Origin of the sequence: Bacillus sp. 0909A (assembly GCF_036765115.1) — a bacterium.
GTDB classification, from domain to species: domain Bacteria; phylum Bacillota; class Bacilli; order Bacillales; family Bacillaceae; genus Bacillus; species Bacillus mojavensis.
In genome coordinates, this window is record NZ_JBAIZU010000001.1 from 544,074 (window position 1) to 558,223 (window position 14,150).

Here is a 14,150-nt window from a genome sequence, read left to right on the forward strand (position 1 = left end):
TCGATAATATAATCATTCAATAAAAGGGGAGTTTGCCATGGGTATGAAAAAGAAATTAAGTTTAGGAGTTGCATCAGCAGCACTAGGATTAGCATTAGTAGGAGGAGGAACATGGGCAGCATTTAACGATATTAAATCAACAGATGCTACTTTTGCATCTGGTACGCTTGACTTAGCAGCTAAAGAAAATTCAGCAAGTGTCAACTTATCAAATCTAAAGCCAGGAGACAAATTGACGAAAGATTTCCAATTTGAAAATAACGGCTCACTTGCGATCAAAGAGGTATTAATGGCCCTGAATTATGGGGAATTTAAAGCGAACGGCGGAAGTAATACATCTCCAGAAGATTTTCTAAGCCAGTTTGAGGTTACATTATTGACAGTCGGCAAAGAGGGAGGCAACGGCTATCCGAAAAACATCATTTTGGATGATGCCAACCTCAAAGACTTATATTTAATGTCCTCTAAGCATGATGCTACGGCAACTGAAAAAATTAAAAAACAAATTGATCCTAAATTCTTAAACGCTAGCGGAAAAGTCAATATAGCGACAATTGACGGTAAAACCGCTCCTGAATATGATGGTGTTCCAAAAACACCAACCGATTTTGACCAGGTTAAAATGGAAATTCAATTTAAAGACGATAAAACAAAAGATGAAAAGGGACAAATGGTTCAAAATAAATATCAAGGCAACTCTTTACAGCTTCAATTCTCATTCGAAGCTACACAGTGGAATGGCTTGACAATCAAAAAGGAACACACTGATAAAGACGGTTACATTAAAGAAAATGAAAAAGCGCATAGCGAGGATAAACATTAATAGAAAAAAGAGGTGGCTCAGTACATGCGTACTGAGCCATTCCTTATGTTCATTGACAAAAGAGGAGTAAGTGCCTCTGCTCAGACACTACTCCTCTTTTTGAGATTTTTTCCATTTTTGATAATCTAAAAATTCACGAAATTGTTTTTTCGATACCCCAGATGTCATTGCATCGCGAACCAATTTCTCCCATTCACTATCTAATTGACCATCGTATTCGGTTTCATGTTTTTCATCGAGCAAAGTATGAACCGAGACGTCCAGAACAGCGGAGACTTTTTCGAGAAATTGAATGGAGGGGTTCGTTTGTAGATTTCGTTCTATTGAGCTTAAATAAGACTTCGCTACCCCAGCTTTTTCTGCTAGTTCTGATAGTGAGTAGCCTTTTTCTTTACGGTATTGTTTAATACGCTGGCCAATCAATGTCATCACCTTCCTTGTGATATTATAGCACATTCAGAAAGGATTTACGGTATGACTTCTGGCTGCCGGACCAGGATAAGCAGACTTTTTGTTTAAAAGTAAATATTTGCGTATTTCCTCAGGGCTGATATTTGCTTCTCTGGCTTCCATCATTAATTCAACCCATTCTTGATCCAATTCGAAGTGCTCTTGTTTTGCATTTTTCATGCAGTTTCTCCTCCTAAAATACTTGTTTATGTATTTCAGCCAGTCCGGCCATGATGTACGCCTTCTGTGGTCTCTGGAAGTCATTTGCCAATTGAATAGCCAGAATTTTTTTCCAATATACCTTTATTATAATAGCATTTTTCCAAAAAAAACGAGAACGATGTCGAATCTGAAAAAAGTTAGCTCGAAATATTATTTTGTAGAAAAAATAATCCGCCATTCTCGATCTGAACTGATATCTTTGGTTGATACAAGGCTTTTAACGCCTGTTTTTCAAGGTGGTACTCTTCTGGTTTTTCTTCTGTATGCTCATAAAACTGATCAAGCAATTTCATATCGTTTTGCCACCTGTTTACCGCCTGCTCTGCCCAGTCTGACGGTTCTTGCATAGCGGCCTGGGTAATATAGCTCTCCATCCGCTTAAGACCGCTTTCAGGTTTAATCATAGGCGATATGGTGAAACAATAGTCACATATTTGTGATGTCAATGAAAGCTGTATGAGCTTGCTTTGAAAATCTTCAATCATGGTTCCAGAGACAAGGTGAAGACCTAGTGACAATAGCTTATCCTTTTTCATGTCGGACTGGTATGAAATCATGACATTTATACCAAGCCAAGGCTGAAGCGGAATTTTCGCTCCGGCTGATTCAATTTTCTCATACATTCTGGTAAATCTCCCATTTTGTTTAACAGCTTTAAATATTTGAAATAGACGTGGCGCCCCGAAATAAATAAATTCGCCCTCTAGGTCTTTTGGAGCAGACTCTTTATCTGTAATGAACGTTATTTTCATCGGATTCGGGTCGCCGCCGGTCTTCTCGCGCCAGTGCCAGTAAAAAGGCCGATTCATGATCTGTTTGTCCATTTCAACGGTAAGCTGCACCGTCATGTAACCGGGGCCTTGGTCGATAATCGGACAGCTGTTTGCCTGGAAAAAACGAAGCAGAAATTGATGAACCTCTTGCTGTCTCACTTGTAAAACCTCCTTTTCGGCTAAGATCCTCTTTTTTCAACGGGCTGCTGTTTTTTATATGACAAAAATGAGGTTAAGTTGTCCATTTTAATTTTCATTTCTTCTTCGGTTGCCGAATGGTACAAAATATCATGCAGGTGCTCTTCAAAATTGTTGACTTGAATTTTTGTTAAAATGTCATCAAGCTCGCCGACCACTTTTTCAAATAAATGAATTTTTTCATATAATAGCTTTAAAATATGCTCTTCCACTGTATGTTTGGTAGCCATGTTATAAATATGAACATCACGCTCCTGCCCGAGCCTGTGGATTCTTCCGATTCTTTGTTCAAGCCGCATCGGATTCCATGGCAGATCATAGTTAATCATGTGATTGCAAAACTGCAGGTTGATCCCTTCGCCGCCTGCTTCAGTTGCAATCAGCACTTGAATCTTCCCGCGGAAAAGATCCTTCATCCAGTCTTTTTTTCCGCGTTTAAATCCGCCTCTGAACGGCACAGAGCTGATGCCGTGTTGCTGAAGAAACCACTGCAGATAAATTTGAGTGGCACGGTATTCTGTAAAAATAATGACTTTATCGTCTATCTTTTTAATTAGATCAACGACTTGATTGGCTTTCGAATTTTGCGTCACTTGATTGATGCGGTCCATTAATATAGAAATGGTGTGTTCATCAATGGCTGGTGCCTGTTTTTCTTTTTGGTCGAGCATTTTTTTCAGTGTCATGTACACAGCTTCCCTGCTTGAACAGCATTCTCTTTGGAGTGTCATAATGGAGAACATGCTGGCCGGTTTGTTAATGCTTTCTCTCAGACGGGAAATTTCATCATAAAGTGCCTGCTCTGATGGAGAAAATTCAATCGGCACTGTTTCGACGCGGCGCTGCTTCCAATTCAGCCCGGTGTCATGCCGCCTGTTGCGAATCATGACTTTATTCACTAGGTCTTTTAAATGATCATGCGCTTCTAAGCTGGATTTCTTTTTAGAAAACATTTCTTGAAAGTGATTCTGATTGCCTAAATGACCAGGCTTTAATAAGGAAACCAAATTGAAAATTTCTTCAACACGGTTTTGGATTGGCGTCGCGGTCAGCAGCAGGCAGTATTTTTTTACAAGATTCCGGACAAATTCATAGTTCTTTGTTTTGCTATTTTTCAGCTTATGGGCCTCATCAATAATGACGAGATCATATGGGATTGACAGCACAATTTCCCGGTGGGGCGAGCGCTTTGCAGTATCGATGGAGGACACGACGATATCGCACTGCTCCCACACATAGCTTTTCTTTTGCTCAACAGCCGGGATCAAAAATTTTTCCTGAAGCTCATTCACCCACTGCGAGACAAGAGAAGCTGGCACAAGGATCAGAATTTTTTTGGCTAACCCGCGAATCATATATTCTTTTAGAATCAGTCCAGCCTCAACAGTTTTGCCGAGCCCCACTTCATCTGCTAAAATCGCTTTTCCGTTCATTTTTTCAACGACCTTCTGCGCAACCTCAAGCTGATGGGGAAGCGGCGTAAAGGAAGGGAGATATAATGGGGCCCGCAAGCCTTCAAATTCAGGAATCGCCAATGTTTCCTGAATTTCTGATGAAAGCTTGTACAGCTCCCAGTTTGACCACGGACCGTCGTTATTCAGTCTATCGGCAAATTCTTCAGGCCATTTTGTATCATATGTTATTTCTGCATTCATTGCTGTGAAACCGCCTTTCATATTCTTCAATTTTTAAAATGTACAATATAAGAAAAATCCGCCCAAATTGCTGTTGCCCCGCATATAGTGATGATGGTAGGATATGAGTATGTATTTGATGTAAGATATTGCTATAGTATGTCCATAACAGCATGAAAATATGAGCGAATGACAGCAAGGGGAGAGACCTGACCGAGAAAACCGGGATACAGGCGCCGAAGGAGCAAGCTGCGGAGTGAATCTCTCAGGCAAAAGAACTCTTGCTCGACGCAACTCTGGAGAGTGTTTGTGTGAAATGCGCAAGCCACCAAAGGGGACGTCTTTGCTATTGCAAAGTAAACTTTCAGGTGCCAGGACAGAGAACCTTCATTTAATATGAGGTGTTTCTCTGTCCTTTTTTGTATGTATTTTTAGCTGCGCCGTTGAAAAAGGGGAGGAATTTGATGCTGAAAAGAACGCCGTTATTTGAATTGTATAAGGAATATGGAGGGAAGACGATTGATTTCGGAGGCTGGGAGCTTCCCGTTCAATTTTCTTCTATCAAAAAAGAGCACGAGGCTGTCCGAACAGCAGCCGGGCTGTTTGATGTATCTCATATGGGTGAAGTCGAAATCAAGGGGAATGACAGTCTGTCTTTTTTACAAAAGCTGATGACAAATGATGTATCCGCGTTAAAAACCGGCCGTGCGCAATATACCGCCATGTGCTACCCGGATGGCGGCACCGTTGATGATTTACTCATCTATCAAATATCTGAAAACCGCTATTTGCTTGTCATAAATGCTTCTAATATAGATAAAGATCTTGCTTGGCTCAAAGAACACGCAGCAGGAGATGTCCAGATTGACAATTTGTCAGATCAGATCGCGCTTCTGGCCGTGCAGGGTCCGAAAGCAGAAACAATCTTGAAACATATGACAGCTGCAGATGTGTCTGCTCTAAAACCATTTGCATTTATTGATGAAGCTGATATCAGCGGCTGCAAAGCACTCATTTCGCGCACCGGCTATACGGGTGAAGATGGGTTTGAAATTTACTGCCGCGCTGAGGACGCTGTCCGAATTTGGAAACAAATCATTGAAGCAGGTGAAGAACACGGGCTTGTGCCATGCGGGCTAGGCGCACGTGATACACTCAGATTTGAAGCGAAGCTCCCGCTCTATGGCCAGGAGCTGACTCGGGACATCACGCCGGTTGAAGCAGGTATAGGCTTTGCCGTAAAACACAAAAAAGAGTCTGATTTTTTCGGTAAGTCTGTATTGAGTGAACAGAAAGAAAATGGAGCGAAACGAAAGCTCGTGGGTCTTGAAATGATTGAAAAAGGAATACCGAGACACGGATATGAAGTGTTTCAAAGCGGCAAGTCCGTCGGGAAGGTAACCACAGGCACCCAGTCACCGACATTGGGGAAAAACGTCGGCCTTGCCTTGGTGGATGCTGAAGCGAGTGAGATCGGAACTGTTGTAGAAGTGGAGATTCGCAAAAAATTAGTAAAAGCAAAGGTTGTTAAAACACCTTTTTATAAACGCTAAAATTTTTCTTTGGAGAGGGGTCAAAACATGAAGCACCGCTATTTGCCCGCGACAGAAAAGGATAAACAGGAAATGCTTGATGCCATCGGCGCAAACACAATCGATGATTTATTCGCTGATATACCCGAGGACGTCAGGTTTAAAAAAGAGTATCAAATCAAAAAGGCAAAATCAGAAACGGAATTAACAAAAGAACTGACAAAGCTGGCGTCTAAAAACTGTGATACCGTTCAATACGCATCTTTCTTAGGCGCCGGTGTATATGATCATTATCAGCCGATTATTGTGGATCATGTCATTTCAAGGTCTGAGTTTTATACAGCATATACGCCATATCAGCCGGAAATTTCTCAAGGGGAGCTTCAGGCAATTTTCGAGTTTCAAACGATGATTTGTGAATTAACAGGAATGGATATCAGCAACTCTTCTATGTATGATGGCGGAACAGCCTTGGCGGAAGCTGCGATGCTTGCCTCCGGACATACGAAAAAGAAAAAAATCGTGGTGTCCACAACCGTGCACCCCGAATCGAGAGAAGTGCTGAAAACCTATGCAAAAGGACAATATATTGAAGTTGTTGAAGTCCCTGCTGCAAATGGAGTGACTGATCTTGATGCTTTACGTGAAACTGTTTGTGACGATACGTCAGCAGTCATTGTGCAGTACCCAAACTTTTTTGGGCGGGTTGAGCCGTTGAAGGATATTGAGCCGATCGCTCATCAGGGGAAATCCATGTTTATTGTCTCAGCCAATCCGCTTGCATTGGGACTTCTGACCCCGCCGGGCGCTTTTCAGGCTGATATTGTGGTTGGCGACGCACAGCCATTCGGGATTCCCTCAGCATACGGCGGACCCCATTGCGGATTTTTTGCCGTTACGAAAAAATTAATGAGAAAGGTGCCGGGCCGCCTCGTTGGACAAACGGAGGATGAAAACGGAAAAAGAGGTTTTGTGCTTACCTTGCAAGCCAGAGAGCAGCATATTCGCAGGGATAAGGCGACCTCAAACATCTGCTCGAACCAAGCATTAAACGCACTGGCTGCTTCCGTCGCCATGACGGCTCTCGGGAAAAACGGCGTAAAAGAAATCGCCCGCCAAAATCTCTTAAAAGCCAATTATGCTAAGCAAGAAGCGAAAAAAGCGGGGCTCACTGTGATGTTTGATGGGCCGATGTTTAACGAATTCGTCATCAAACTTGATGAACCTTTGAAATCGGTAAACCAAAGATTGCTGACAAATGGGATCATCGGCGGCTACGATTTGGGTCTGACGTATCCGGAGCTTGACCGCCATATGCTTATTGCCGTAACAGAGCTGAGAACAAAAGAAGAAATTGACGCACTCATTCAGGAATTGGGGGATCGCCATGAATAATCAGGATCAGGCACTTATTTTTGAGCTTTCAAGAGAAGGCCGTGTCGGCTACAGTCTGCCGGAGCTTGACGTACCGGAAATGGAAGTGGAGGACCTCTTGTCAGACAGCTATATCCGTGATGAGGACGCAGAGCTGCCGGAGGTTTCTGAGCTGGATATTATGCGGCATTACACAGCATTGTCCAGACGGAACCACGGGGTTGATTCGGGCTTTTATCCGCTCGGTTCCTGTACAATGAAATACAATCCGAAATTAAATGAAAAAATCGCGCGGATTCCCGGTTTTGCCGCGATTCATCCTCTTCAGGACGAAGACACAGTGCAAGGCGCTTTGGAGCTTTTATATGACTTAAGCAAGCATCTCGAAGAAATTACGGGAATGGATGAGGTCACGCTTCAGCCCGCGGCGGGTGCGCATGGTGAATGGACGGGACTGATGATGATCCGCGCTTATCATGAGGCGCGCGGAGATATGAAACGGACAAAGGTCATTGTCCCCGATTCAGCTCATGGGACAAATCCTGCTTCTGCAACAGTTGCCGGTTTTGAAACGGTTACGGTGAAATCGAATGAAAACGGACTTGTTGATTTAGAGGATTTAAAAAGAGCGGTGAATGAAGAAACGGCAGCTCTTATGCTGACGAATCCGAATACACTCGGATTATTTGAGGAGCAGATCACTGAGATGGCAGAAATCGTTCACCAAGCCGGAGGAAAGCTGTATTATGACGGCGCTAATTTAAATGCCGTGTTAAGTAAAGCGAGACCCGGTGATATGGGATTTGATGTGGTGCATCTTAATTTGCATAAAACCTTCACAGGGCCTCACGGCGGAGGCGGTCCGGGTTCAGGGCCGGTTGGGGTAAAAGAAGATCTGATTCCTTATCTGCCAAAACCCGTTTTAATCAAAAAAGAAGGCCGGTTTACTTTTGATTATGACCGCCCTCATGCGATCGGGCGCGTTAAGCCTTACTACGGCAACTTTGGCATCAATGTCAGAGCGTATACGTATATTCGTTCTATGGGCCCAGACGGGTTAAAAGCCGTTACTGAAAACGCGGTGCTGAACGCCAACTATATGATGAGAAAGCTTGCCCCTTATTACGATCTGCCGTTTGACCGCCATTGTAAGCACGAATTTGTATTGTCAGGGAAACGCCAGAAAAAGCTTGGGGTACGCACGCTGGATATTGCAAAACGGCTGCTCGATTTTGGGTATCATCCGCCTACGATTTATTTCCCGCTTAATGTTGAGGAATGCATCATGATTGAGCCGACAGAGACAGAATCCAAGGAAACGCTGGATGCGTTTATTGATGCTATGATCCAAATTGCGAAAGAAGCAGAGGAAACTCCGGAGCTCGTACAGGAGGCACCGCATACAACAATCGTCAAAAGAATGGATGAAACAAAAGCAGCCAGGCAGCCTGTACTCAGATACGAGAAAAACGTAAGCAGTGAACTTGTAAATTAAAAAACAGCTGTCTGATATCAGACAGCTGTTTTTTTAATTTTTGGCTTTAATTTTTCCGCCCCATTTTTTAAAGCCGCCCTTAAGATTATAAATCTCAGTGCAGCCGTTTTTGCGCAGGGTTTGTGCCGCGCGTCCGCTACGGACACTGTTCTGGCAGTACAAATAGACAGGCTTGTCCGGACGGATTTCATTTTTTCTCTGTTTCAGCTGAGAAAGCGGGATATTACGGGCGCCTAAAATATGTCCGCCATCAAATTCATTCGGTTCACGAACGTCGATAAGCTGCGCTTTGCGGTAACCTGCACGGAATTCTTCTTCCGTAAGTGTTTTCATAATTCGCTGCTGATAGACATATGAAGCAATCATATAGACGATAAACGCAGCAAAAATAATTAAAACGATCATATTAGACAATGTGATTCTACTCCTTTAACGTATAAAATCAAAACCCTGCTTCTTTAAACAAGGCATAGAGACGTTTTCGACAAATACTATTATAGTAAAGCACGGCGCGATTGTCATCCATAATGGAATTAAAATATTTTTCATTTTCCCGGCAGTTTGTTAAACTGATTCTATTAAAACGGTAAGGAAGGTCTCAAAATGGAAAAAGAAACTTGGCGGTTTATAGATTCAGGAAATGCAAGCCCGGCTTTCAATATGGCGCTTGATGAAGCGCTTTTATATTGGCACAGTGAGAAGAAAATTCCTCCGGTCATCCGTTTTTACGGCTGGAATCCGGCGACACTTTCTGTGGGATATTTTCAAAATATTAAAAAGGAAATCAATTTTGAAGCAGTACATAAGTATAATCTTGGATTTGTCAGACGCCCGACCGGAGGAAGAGGGGTGCTCCACGATCAGGAATTGACATACAGTGTAATCGTTTCTGAGGATCATCCGGAAATGCCGGCGACTGTAACCGAGGCATATCGGGTTATTTCAGAAGGCATACTTCAAGGCTTTAGAAATCTTGGTCTGGACGCTTATTTTGCCATTCCGAGAACCGAAAAAGAAAAAGAAAGCTTAAAGAACCCGCGCTCATCCGTTTGTTTTGATGCGCCGTCCTGGTATGAGCTCGTTGTCGAGGGACGTAAGGTGGCGGGAAGCGCGCAAACGAGACAAAAAGGCGTCATCCTTCAGCACGGATCCATTCTGCTTGATTTGGATGAGGATAAGCTATTCGATCTATTTTTGTATCCGAGTGAAAGAGTAAGAGAGCGGATGCAGCGCAATTTTAAAAATAAAGCGGTTGCGATTAATGAACTCACCGATCACCCGGTGACGATGGACGATGCACGCAAGGCTTTTAAATCCGGATTTGAAAAAGGATTGAATATTCACTTGGAGCCATACGAACTATCTCAGGAAGAACTTGATTTTGTTCAGGACTTGGCAGAAACAAAATATGCTTCTGATGAATGGAATTATAAGCGGTAAAAAGGGCTTTTGGGCCTGCAGAGCATCCTTGTTTTTTCAAGTTCATTAGTGTAAACTTGTAATGATTTATAAAGTTAAGGTGCTTTTTGGGAGGGTTTCGATGACGACACCAAGTATGGAAGATTACATTGAACAGATTTATATGCTGATTGAAGAAAAAGGATATGCAAGGGTTTCTGATATCGCGGAAGCATTGGCAGTCCATCCCTCCTCTGTAACAAAAATGGTTCAAAAACTAGATAAAGACGAATATTTAATTTATGAAAAATATCGCGGTCTCGTGCTAACGTCTAAAGGAAAGAAAATAGGCAAACGGCTAGTATACAGACATGAATTGCTTGAGCAGTTTTTAAGAATCATTGGTGTTGATGAAGAGAAAATATATAACGATGTTGAAGGAATTGAGCATCATTTAAGCTGGAACAGCATTGATCGCATCGGTGATCTTGTTCAATATTTTGAAGAAGACGATGCGCGTAAAAAAGAGCTAAAATCAATTCAAAAGAAAACAGAACATCATAATCAGTAAAAAGGCGGGTCTCAAAGGAGGCCGCCTTTTTTTGATGAAATGCGCCCTGCTTCATTCATTGGTCTATTTCTTCGCGTTTTTTCTTAAAATGATAGTAAACCATCGGATGGAGGGGGAGGGTATGGGATGTATATTGACGGTGTGTTTTCTGGCGGAGGGGTAAAAGGCGTGGCGCTTGCCGGCGCGTATGAAGCGCTTGAAGAAAAAGGCTTCCGCTTTGCACGGCTTGCCGGCACAAGCGCCGGCGCCGTTATTGCCGCTTTTATTGCATCAGGTTATTCAAGTAAGGAAATTCATGCTTTGATTGAAGAAGCGGACGGAGAGAGCCTGCTGGACCAGCGATACTCATTTCTCCCCTTAAAAATGCTTCAATGGGTGTCCATTTATTGGCGTCTGGGCTTGTTTAAAGGAGACATGTTAGAAAAGTGGATTGCTGACCTTTTAAGAGTGAAAGGCGTGCGGGTTTTTGGCGATTTGAAAAAAGGCTCTTTGCGTCTCATCGCTTCGGATCTGACTAACGGCACAATGATCGTGCTGCCAGACGACTTGGTCCGCTACGGGTTAAATCCAGATATGTTTCCGGTTGCCAGAGCGGTAAGAATGAGCTGCAGCATTCCCTATTTTTTTGAACCAATAAAATTAAAAACAGATACAGGAATCGCCACCGTTGTGGATGGGGGCGTTTTAAGCAATTTTCCCATATGGCTGTTTTCCAAAGAAAGAAAACGACCTGTCATCGGGGTGACGCTAGCGCCGAATGAAAGGGAACGGCCGAAAAAAAATATCCGAAACGCTTTTGAACTGTTTGGCGCTCTGTTTGAAACGATGAAGGATGCGCATGACGCAAGACACATCGCGTCACGCTATGAGCAAAATATCATTTTTCTTCCGGTTGACAACGTGATGGCGACCGAATTTCATTTAACACAACAAAAAAAACTAGCCCTGATTGAGCTAGGTAAAAGTCGGACAGAGCAGTTTTTAAAGCAGTGGACCTATTAAAAAAGTGCTCTGTTTTTCTTTTTATTTTTTTTCCCTTCTATGACAGTTAGCTGCGTCTGGCTTTTTTTCTTGAGAATCATCGGCTTAGGCTTGCTGGCGCTTGGAACGCTTCGCAGGTGGCTCACCCGTCCCTTATGCCCGGCGCGGTGCTTTGCTTTTTGTTCTTTCAGCCGACGCTGCGATTGTTTGGCCGCTTTTTTAAAAGCCGCTCCTTCACTGCCAGTATTTCGATTCATTACATATTTCACAATAAAATAAATAATGATACCTGCCAGGATGACGGTTATCGCCATTTTGGCCATTTCTCCGGGATTGGTTACCAGCACATAGAGAAAACCGAACGCTCCCAGCGCAATTAATACAGCAATAATAGGTTGTACACGATGATTCATAACTGTCCACCTCCGAAAGTAATAGCAGGGCAACGGATATTAGATGACGTTGTGAGAAGGCTGCTTTTTTTGTTCAGATCTTTCTTCGAGTCTGAGAAGCTCGTTAAAGCTTTCGATTGCAACTTCAACTTGGTCATCCTTAGGTTCTTTAGTCGTTAACAGCTGAAGCCAGAGGCCCGGGTATCCGAGACATTTCAAACCGGGTATATCACGCACTTTATTTGTCAGCTGCAGAACTTCAAAGGAAATCCCAAGTACAACCGGTATGAGCGCGACACGATCTATAACACGCAACCAAAGCGGATCTGTCGGAACAAGCAAGTATACAAACATACCGACAATAATGGTAAATAAAATAAAGCTGGACCCGCAGCGGTAATGAAGCCGTGATTGATTTTGAACGTTCTCTACAGTAATTGGCAAATTCTGTTCATAACAGTTTATGACCTTATGTTCGGCTCCATGATATTGAAACACTCTTTTAATCAGCGGTGTCAGGGATAAAAAATAAATATAACCGAGCAGCAAAATCAATTTGAACAGACTTTCAACTGCGATTTGCGCTGTGTCCGATGGAAAAACCGGTCTTGTCAGTTCAGCTAAGAAAACAGGAACCAATGTAAATACGAATTTACTGAACAAAAATGATAAGACGCCGATCACTGCGAGGCTGAGATACATTGACAGTCCCGAGGATTTTTTTTCTTCCTTAAGCGTCTCGTCCTCAGACGGATCAAGTCCGTAGCGCTCACTCGAAAAATTCAAATGCTTTGTGCCATTAGCGCTCGCTTCAATAATAGCTGCGATCCCTCTTATAAATGGTATTTTTTTTACCATGTTCAGCTTCGGATTGTGTTTCCGGGGAAGCTTGAAGAAATCAATGCTTCCGTCTGTTCTTCTGATGGCCGTAACGTAATGGTGTTTTCCGCCAAACATAACGCCTTCCACAACCGCCTGCCCGCCGTAAGCGGGCGGGATTTTATGTTTTGACATATTCATCAACCTGCCTATTTCTTTAGGATTGCTAACCATTTCCTTTCACTCTATTGTACAGGAAACAGCGCTAAACCTCTAGATTGACAGGCTCAAAATTTACCAGCGCCTAGCTTTTTCTACATGCAGTATACCCGTTAATTTCAAATTTTACTCGCTTCTGTCAAAATGTGTGAGCTTTTTTATTGACATTTCATTTTTTGGGCACACTTTAACAAGGAGGTGCCGTTATGACAAGTGAAAAAAATACAGATCAAAACAAACAAACAAAAGAGGATCAGGGACCGCCTGTGCCAATGGGCGGCAGGGTAGCGGCGACGGGTTTTTGCGGAGGCGTATTATGGAGTTTCGTCGGTTATATCGCCTACTTATTTCATTTTTCCGAAATCAGCCCCAATATGATATTGCAGCCGTTCGTGCTCGGAGAGTGGAAAAAACATGGTTTAGGAACGATTATCAGCATTATTGTGATTGGCATCATTTCGATTGGCGGGGCGTTTCTTTATTATCTTCTCTTGAAACGCCTGAAAACGATGTGGCCTGGTATTTTATACGGCTTGCTGCTTTGGCTGCTCGTGTTTTTTGTGTTTAACCCGATTTTCCAAGATGTGCGTGCCGTAACTGAATTGAAATCAGATACGATTATTACAACGATTTGCATCTATCTGCTTTACGGGCTGTTTGTCGGCTATTCCATTTCATTTGAATACAATGAGCTGAACTCGGAAAAGCTGGCACGTGCGCTGGGAACACAGAGAGAATAGTGTATTATCCTTTTCTGTTATGATAAAATGTTCACGAGAAGTGAACATTTTTTACATGAGAAACCCTAGCGAAAAGGAGAGAGCCGTGTGCCTCATTTTTTGATTTTGAACGGCCCGAATGTCAATCGGCTGGGGAAGCGTGAGCCGGATGTATTTGGCCGTCACACCCTGACAGATATTGAAACAGATCTTTTTCAATTTGCTGAAGCCTTACATATTCAGCTTACTTTCTTCCAGTCTAATCATGAAGGCGATTTGATAGACGCCATACACGAGGCTGAGGAACAATATGATGGAATTGTTTTGAACCCGGGCGCGCTGAGCCATTACAGCTATGCCATCAGGGATGCTGTTTCAAGCATCAGTCTTCCTGTGGTAGAGGTGCATTTATCAAACTTATACGCCAGAGAAGAATTCAGACATCAGTCAGTGATCGCTCCTGTTGCGAGAGGGCAGATTGTCGGCCTTGGATCTGAAGGCTACAAGCTTGCTGTTCGCTATTTATTAAGCCAGCAAGGGGGAGAATAAA

At 43.0% G+C, this 14,150-nt stretch carries 16 protein-coding genes and 1 riboswitch; of the genes, 9 read left to right on the top strand and 7 right to left on the bottom strand.

Going from position 1 to position 14,150, the window contains the following annotated elements; genetic code table 11:
- Positions 1 to 37 precede the first annotated feature (37 nt).
- A complete protein-coding gene (tasA, locus tag V6D42_RS02900; RefSeq protein ID WP_010334917.1) occupies positions 38 to 823 on the top strand; it encodes a biofilm matrix protein TasA in 786 nt (261 codons plus the stop codon).
- An 87-nt stretch (positions 824 to 910) separates the two neighbouring features.
- On the opposite strand, the gene sinR is transcribed toward tasA, so the two are convergent.
- From sinR to V6D42_RS02920, 4 genes are all read right to left on the bottom strand, one after another.
- Positions 911 to 1,246, bottom strand: a complete 336-nt coding sequence (gene sinR / locus V6D42_RS02905; RefSeq protein ID WP_024715074.1) for a transcriptional regulator SinR — start codon at positions 1,244 to 1,246, stop codon at positions 911 to 913.
- A gap of 33 nt (positions 1,247 to 1,279) precedes the next feature.
- Complete coding sequence (gene sinI / locus V6D42_RS02910) at positions 1,280 to 1,453, bottom strand: anti-repressor SinI (protein WP_010334916.1); 174 nt, start codon at positions 1,451 to 1,453, stop codon at positions 1,280 to 1,282.
- Positions 1,454 to 1,632: 179 nt separating this feature from the next.
- Positions 1,633 to 2,427: a YqhG family protein gene (locus tag V6D42_RS02915; protein WP_333512323.1), complete on the bottom strand. Its 795-nt coding sequence runs from the start codon at positions 2,425 to 2,427 to the stop codon at positions 1,633 to 1,635.
- 20 nt (positions 2,428 to 2,447) lie between these two features.
- A complete protein-coding gene (locus tag V6D42_RS02920; protein ID WP_333512324.1) occupies positions 2,448 to 4,121 on the bottom strand; it encodes a DEAD/DEAH box helicase in 1,674 nt (557 codons plus the stop codon).
- A 168-nt stretch (positions 4,122 to 4,289) separates the two neighbouring features.
- Positions 4,290 to 4,391: riboswitch (glycine riboswitch) on the top strand.
- 173 nt (positions 4,392 to 4,564) lie between these two features.
- Here V6D42_RS02920 and gcvT point away from each other — a divergent pair.
- Genes gcvT through gcvPB form a run of 3 tightly spaced genes read left to right on the top strand, consistent with a single transcriptional unit; the run spans position 4,565 to position 8,501 of the window.
- On the top strand, positions 4,565 to 5,653 hold the full coding sequence (gene gcvT, locus V6D42_RS02925; protein WP_333512325.1) for a glycine cleavage system aminomethyltransferase GcvT: 1,089 nt from the start codon (positions 4,565 to 4,567) through the stop codon (positions 5,651 to 5,653).
- A 27-nt stretch (positions 5,654 to 5,680) separates the two neighbouring features.
- A complete protein-coding gene (gcvPA, locus tag V6D42_RS02930; RefSeq protein ID WP_333512326.1) occupies positions 5,681 to 7,027 on the top strand; it encodes an aminomethyl-transferring glycine dehydrogenase subunit GcvPA in 1,347 nt (448 codons plus the stop codon).
- Positions 7,020 to 8,501 carry an aminomethyl-transferring glycine dehydrogenase subunit GcvPB gene (gene gcvPB / locus V6D42_RS02935; RefSeq protein ID WP_010334911.1) on the top strand — a complete coding sequence of 494 codons (1,482 nt, stop codon included), beginning with the start codon at positions 7,020 to 7,022 and terminating at the stop codon, positions 8,499 to 8,501. The genes gcvPA and gcvPB overlap by 8 nt, the downstream gene beginning before the upstream one ends.
- A 33-nt stretch (positions 8,502 to 8,534) precedes the next feature.
- Here the strand turns inward: gcvPB and V6D42_RS02940 are convergent, their stop codons facing one another.
- Complete coding sequence (locus tag V6D42_RS02940; RefSeq protein ID WP_010334910.1) at positions 8,535 to 8,915, bottom strand: rhodanese-like domain-containing protein; 381 nt, start codon at positions 8,913 to 8,915, stop codon at positions 8,535 to 8,537.
- 189 nt (positions 8,916 to 9,104) lie between these two features.
- On the opposite strand from V6D42_RS02940, the gene lipM reads away from it, so the two are divergent.
- From lipM to V6D42_RS02955, 3 genes are all read left to right on the top strand, one after another.
- A complete protein-coding gene (lipM, locus tag V6D42_RS02945) occupies positions 9,105 to 9,941 on the top strand; it encodes a lipoate--protein ligase family protein (RefSeq protein WP_229146878.1) in 837 nt (278 codons plus the stop codon).
- A 100-nt stretch (positions 9,942 to 10,041) separates the two neighbouring features.
- Positions 10,042 to 10,470, top strand: coding sequence for a transcriptional regulator MntR (mntR, locus tag V6D42_RS02950; protein ID WP_010334908.1), 429 nt, complete (start codon positions 10,042 to 10,044; stop codon positions 10,468 to 10,470).
- A 126-nt stretch (positions 10,471 to 10,596) separates the two neighbouring features.
- The gene (locus V6D42_RS02955) at positions 10,597 to 11,472 is read left to right on the top strand and encodes a patatin-like phospholipase family protein (protein WP_010334907.1); all 876 of its coding nucleotides are present in this window, start codon (positions 10,597 to 10,599) and stop codon (positions 11,470 to 11,472) included.
- Here the strand turns inward: V6D42_RS02955 and V6D42_RS02960 are convergent.
- Together V6D42_RS02960 and V6D42_RS02965 are read right to left on the bottom strand one after the other, a co-directional pair.
- The gene (locus V6D42_RS02960; RefSeq protein WP_229146880.1) at positions 11,469 to 11,864 is read right to left on the bottom strand and encodes an SA1362 family protein; all 396 of its coding nucleotides are present in this window, start codon (positions 11,862 to 11,864) and stop codon (positions 11,469 to 11,471) included. The genes V6D42_RS02955 and V6D42_RS02960 overlap by 4 nt on opposite strands.
- Before the next feature lie 39 nt (positions 11,865 to 11,903).
- The gene (locus tag V6D42_RS02965; protein WP_229146881.1) at positions 11,904 to 12,857 is read right to left on the bottom strand and encodes a DUF1385 domain-containing protein; all 954 of its coding nucleotides are present in this window, start codon (positions 12,855 to 12,857) and stop codon (positions 11,904 to 11,906) included.
- 230 nt (positions 12,858 to 13,087) lie between these two features.
- Here V6D42_RS02965 and V6D42_RS02970 point away from each other — a divergent pair, with 230 nt between their 5' ends.
- Positions 13,088 to 13,621, top strand: a complete 534-nt coding sequence (locus V6D42_RS02970; RefSeq protein WP_229146883.1) for a YqhR family membrane protein — start codon at positions 13,088 to 13,090, stop codon at positions 13,619 to 13,621.
- Positions 13,622 to 13,708: 87 nt separating this feature from the next.
- The gene (gene aroQ / locus V6D42_RS02975) at positions 13,709 to 14,149 is read left to right on the top strand and encodes a type II 3-dehydroquinate dehydratase (protein ID WP_333512327.1); all 441 of its coding nucleotides are present in this window, start codon (positions 13,709 to 13,711) and stop codon (positions 14,147 to 14,149) included.
- Position 14,150 lies beyond the last annotated feature (1 nt).

Coding starts and splice junctions, on each gene's coding strand:
- tasA (WP_010334917.1), top strand. CDS start 38: ATGGGTATGAAAAAGAAATTAAGTTTAGGAGTTGCATCAGCAGCACTA.
- sinI (WP_010334916.1), bottom strand. CDS start 1,453: ATGAAAAATGCAAAACAAGAGCACTTCGAATTGGATCAAGAATGGGTT.
- V6D42_RS02920 (WP_333512324.1), bottom strand. CDS start 4,121: ATGAATGCAGAAATAACATATGATACAAAATGGCCTGAAGAATTTGCC.
- gcvT (WP_333512325.1), top strand. CDS start 4,565: ATGCTGAAAAGAACGCCGTTATTTGAATTGTATAAGGAATATGGAGGG.
- gcvPA (WP_333512326.1), top strand. CDS start 5,681: ATGAAGCACCGCTATTTGCCCGCGACAGAAAAGGATAAACAGGAAATG.
- gcvPB (WP_010334911.1), top strand. CDS start 7,020: ATGAATAATCAGGATCAGGCACTTATTTTTGAGCTTTCAAGAGAAGGC.
- lipM (WP_229146878.1), top strand. CDS start 9,105: ATGGAAAAAGAAACTTGGCGGTTTATAGATTCAGGAAATGCAAGCCCG.
- mntR (WP_010334908.1), top strand. CDS start 10,042: ATGACGACACCAAGTATGGAAGATTACATTGAACAGATTTATATGCTG.
- V6D42_RS02955 (WP_010334907.1), top strand. CDS start 10,597: ATGTATATTGACGGTGTGTTTTCTGGCGGAGGGGTAAAAGGCGTGGCG.
- V6D42_RS02960 (WP_229146880.1), bottom strand. CDS start 11,864: ATGAATCATCGTGTACAACCTATTATTGCTGTATTAATTGCGCTGGGA.
- V6D42_RS02965 (WP_229146881.1), bottom strand. CDS start 12,857: ATGTCAAAACATAAAATCCCGCCCGCTTACGGCGGGCAGGCGGTTGTG.
- V6D42_RS02970 (WP_229146883.1), top strand. CDS start 13,088: ATGACAAGTGAAAAAAATACAGATCAAAACAAACAAACAAAAGAGGAT.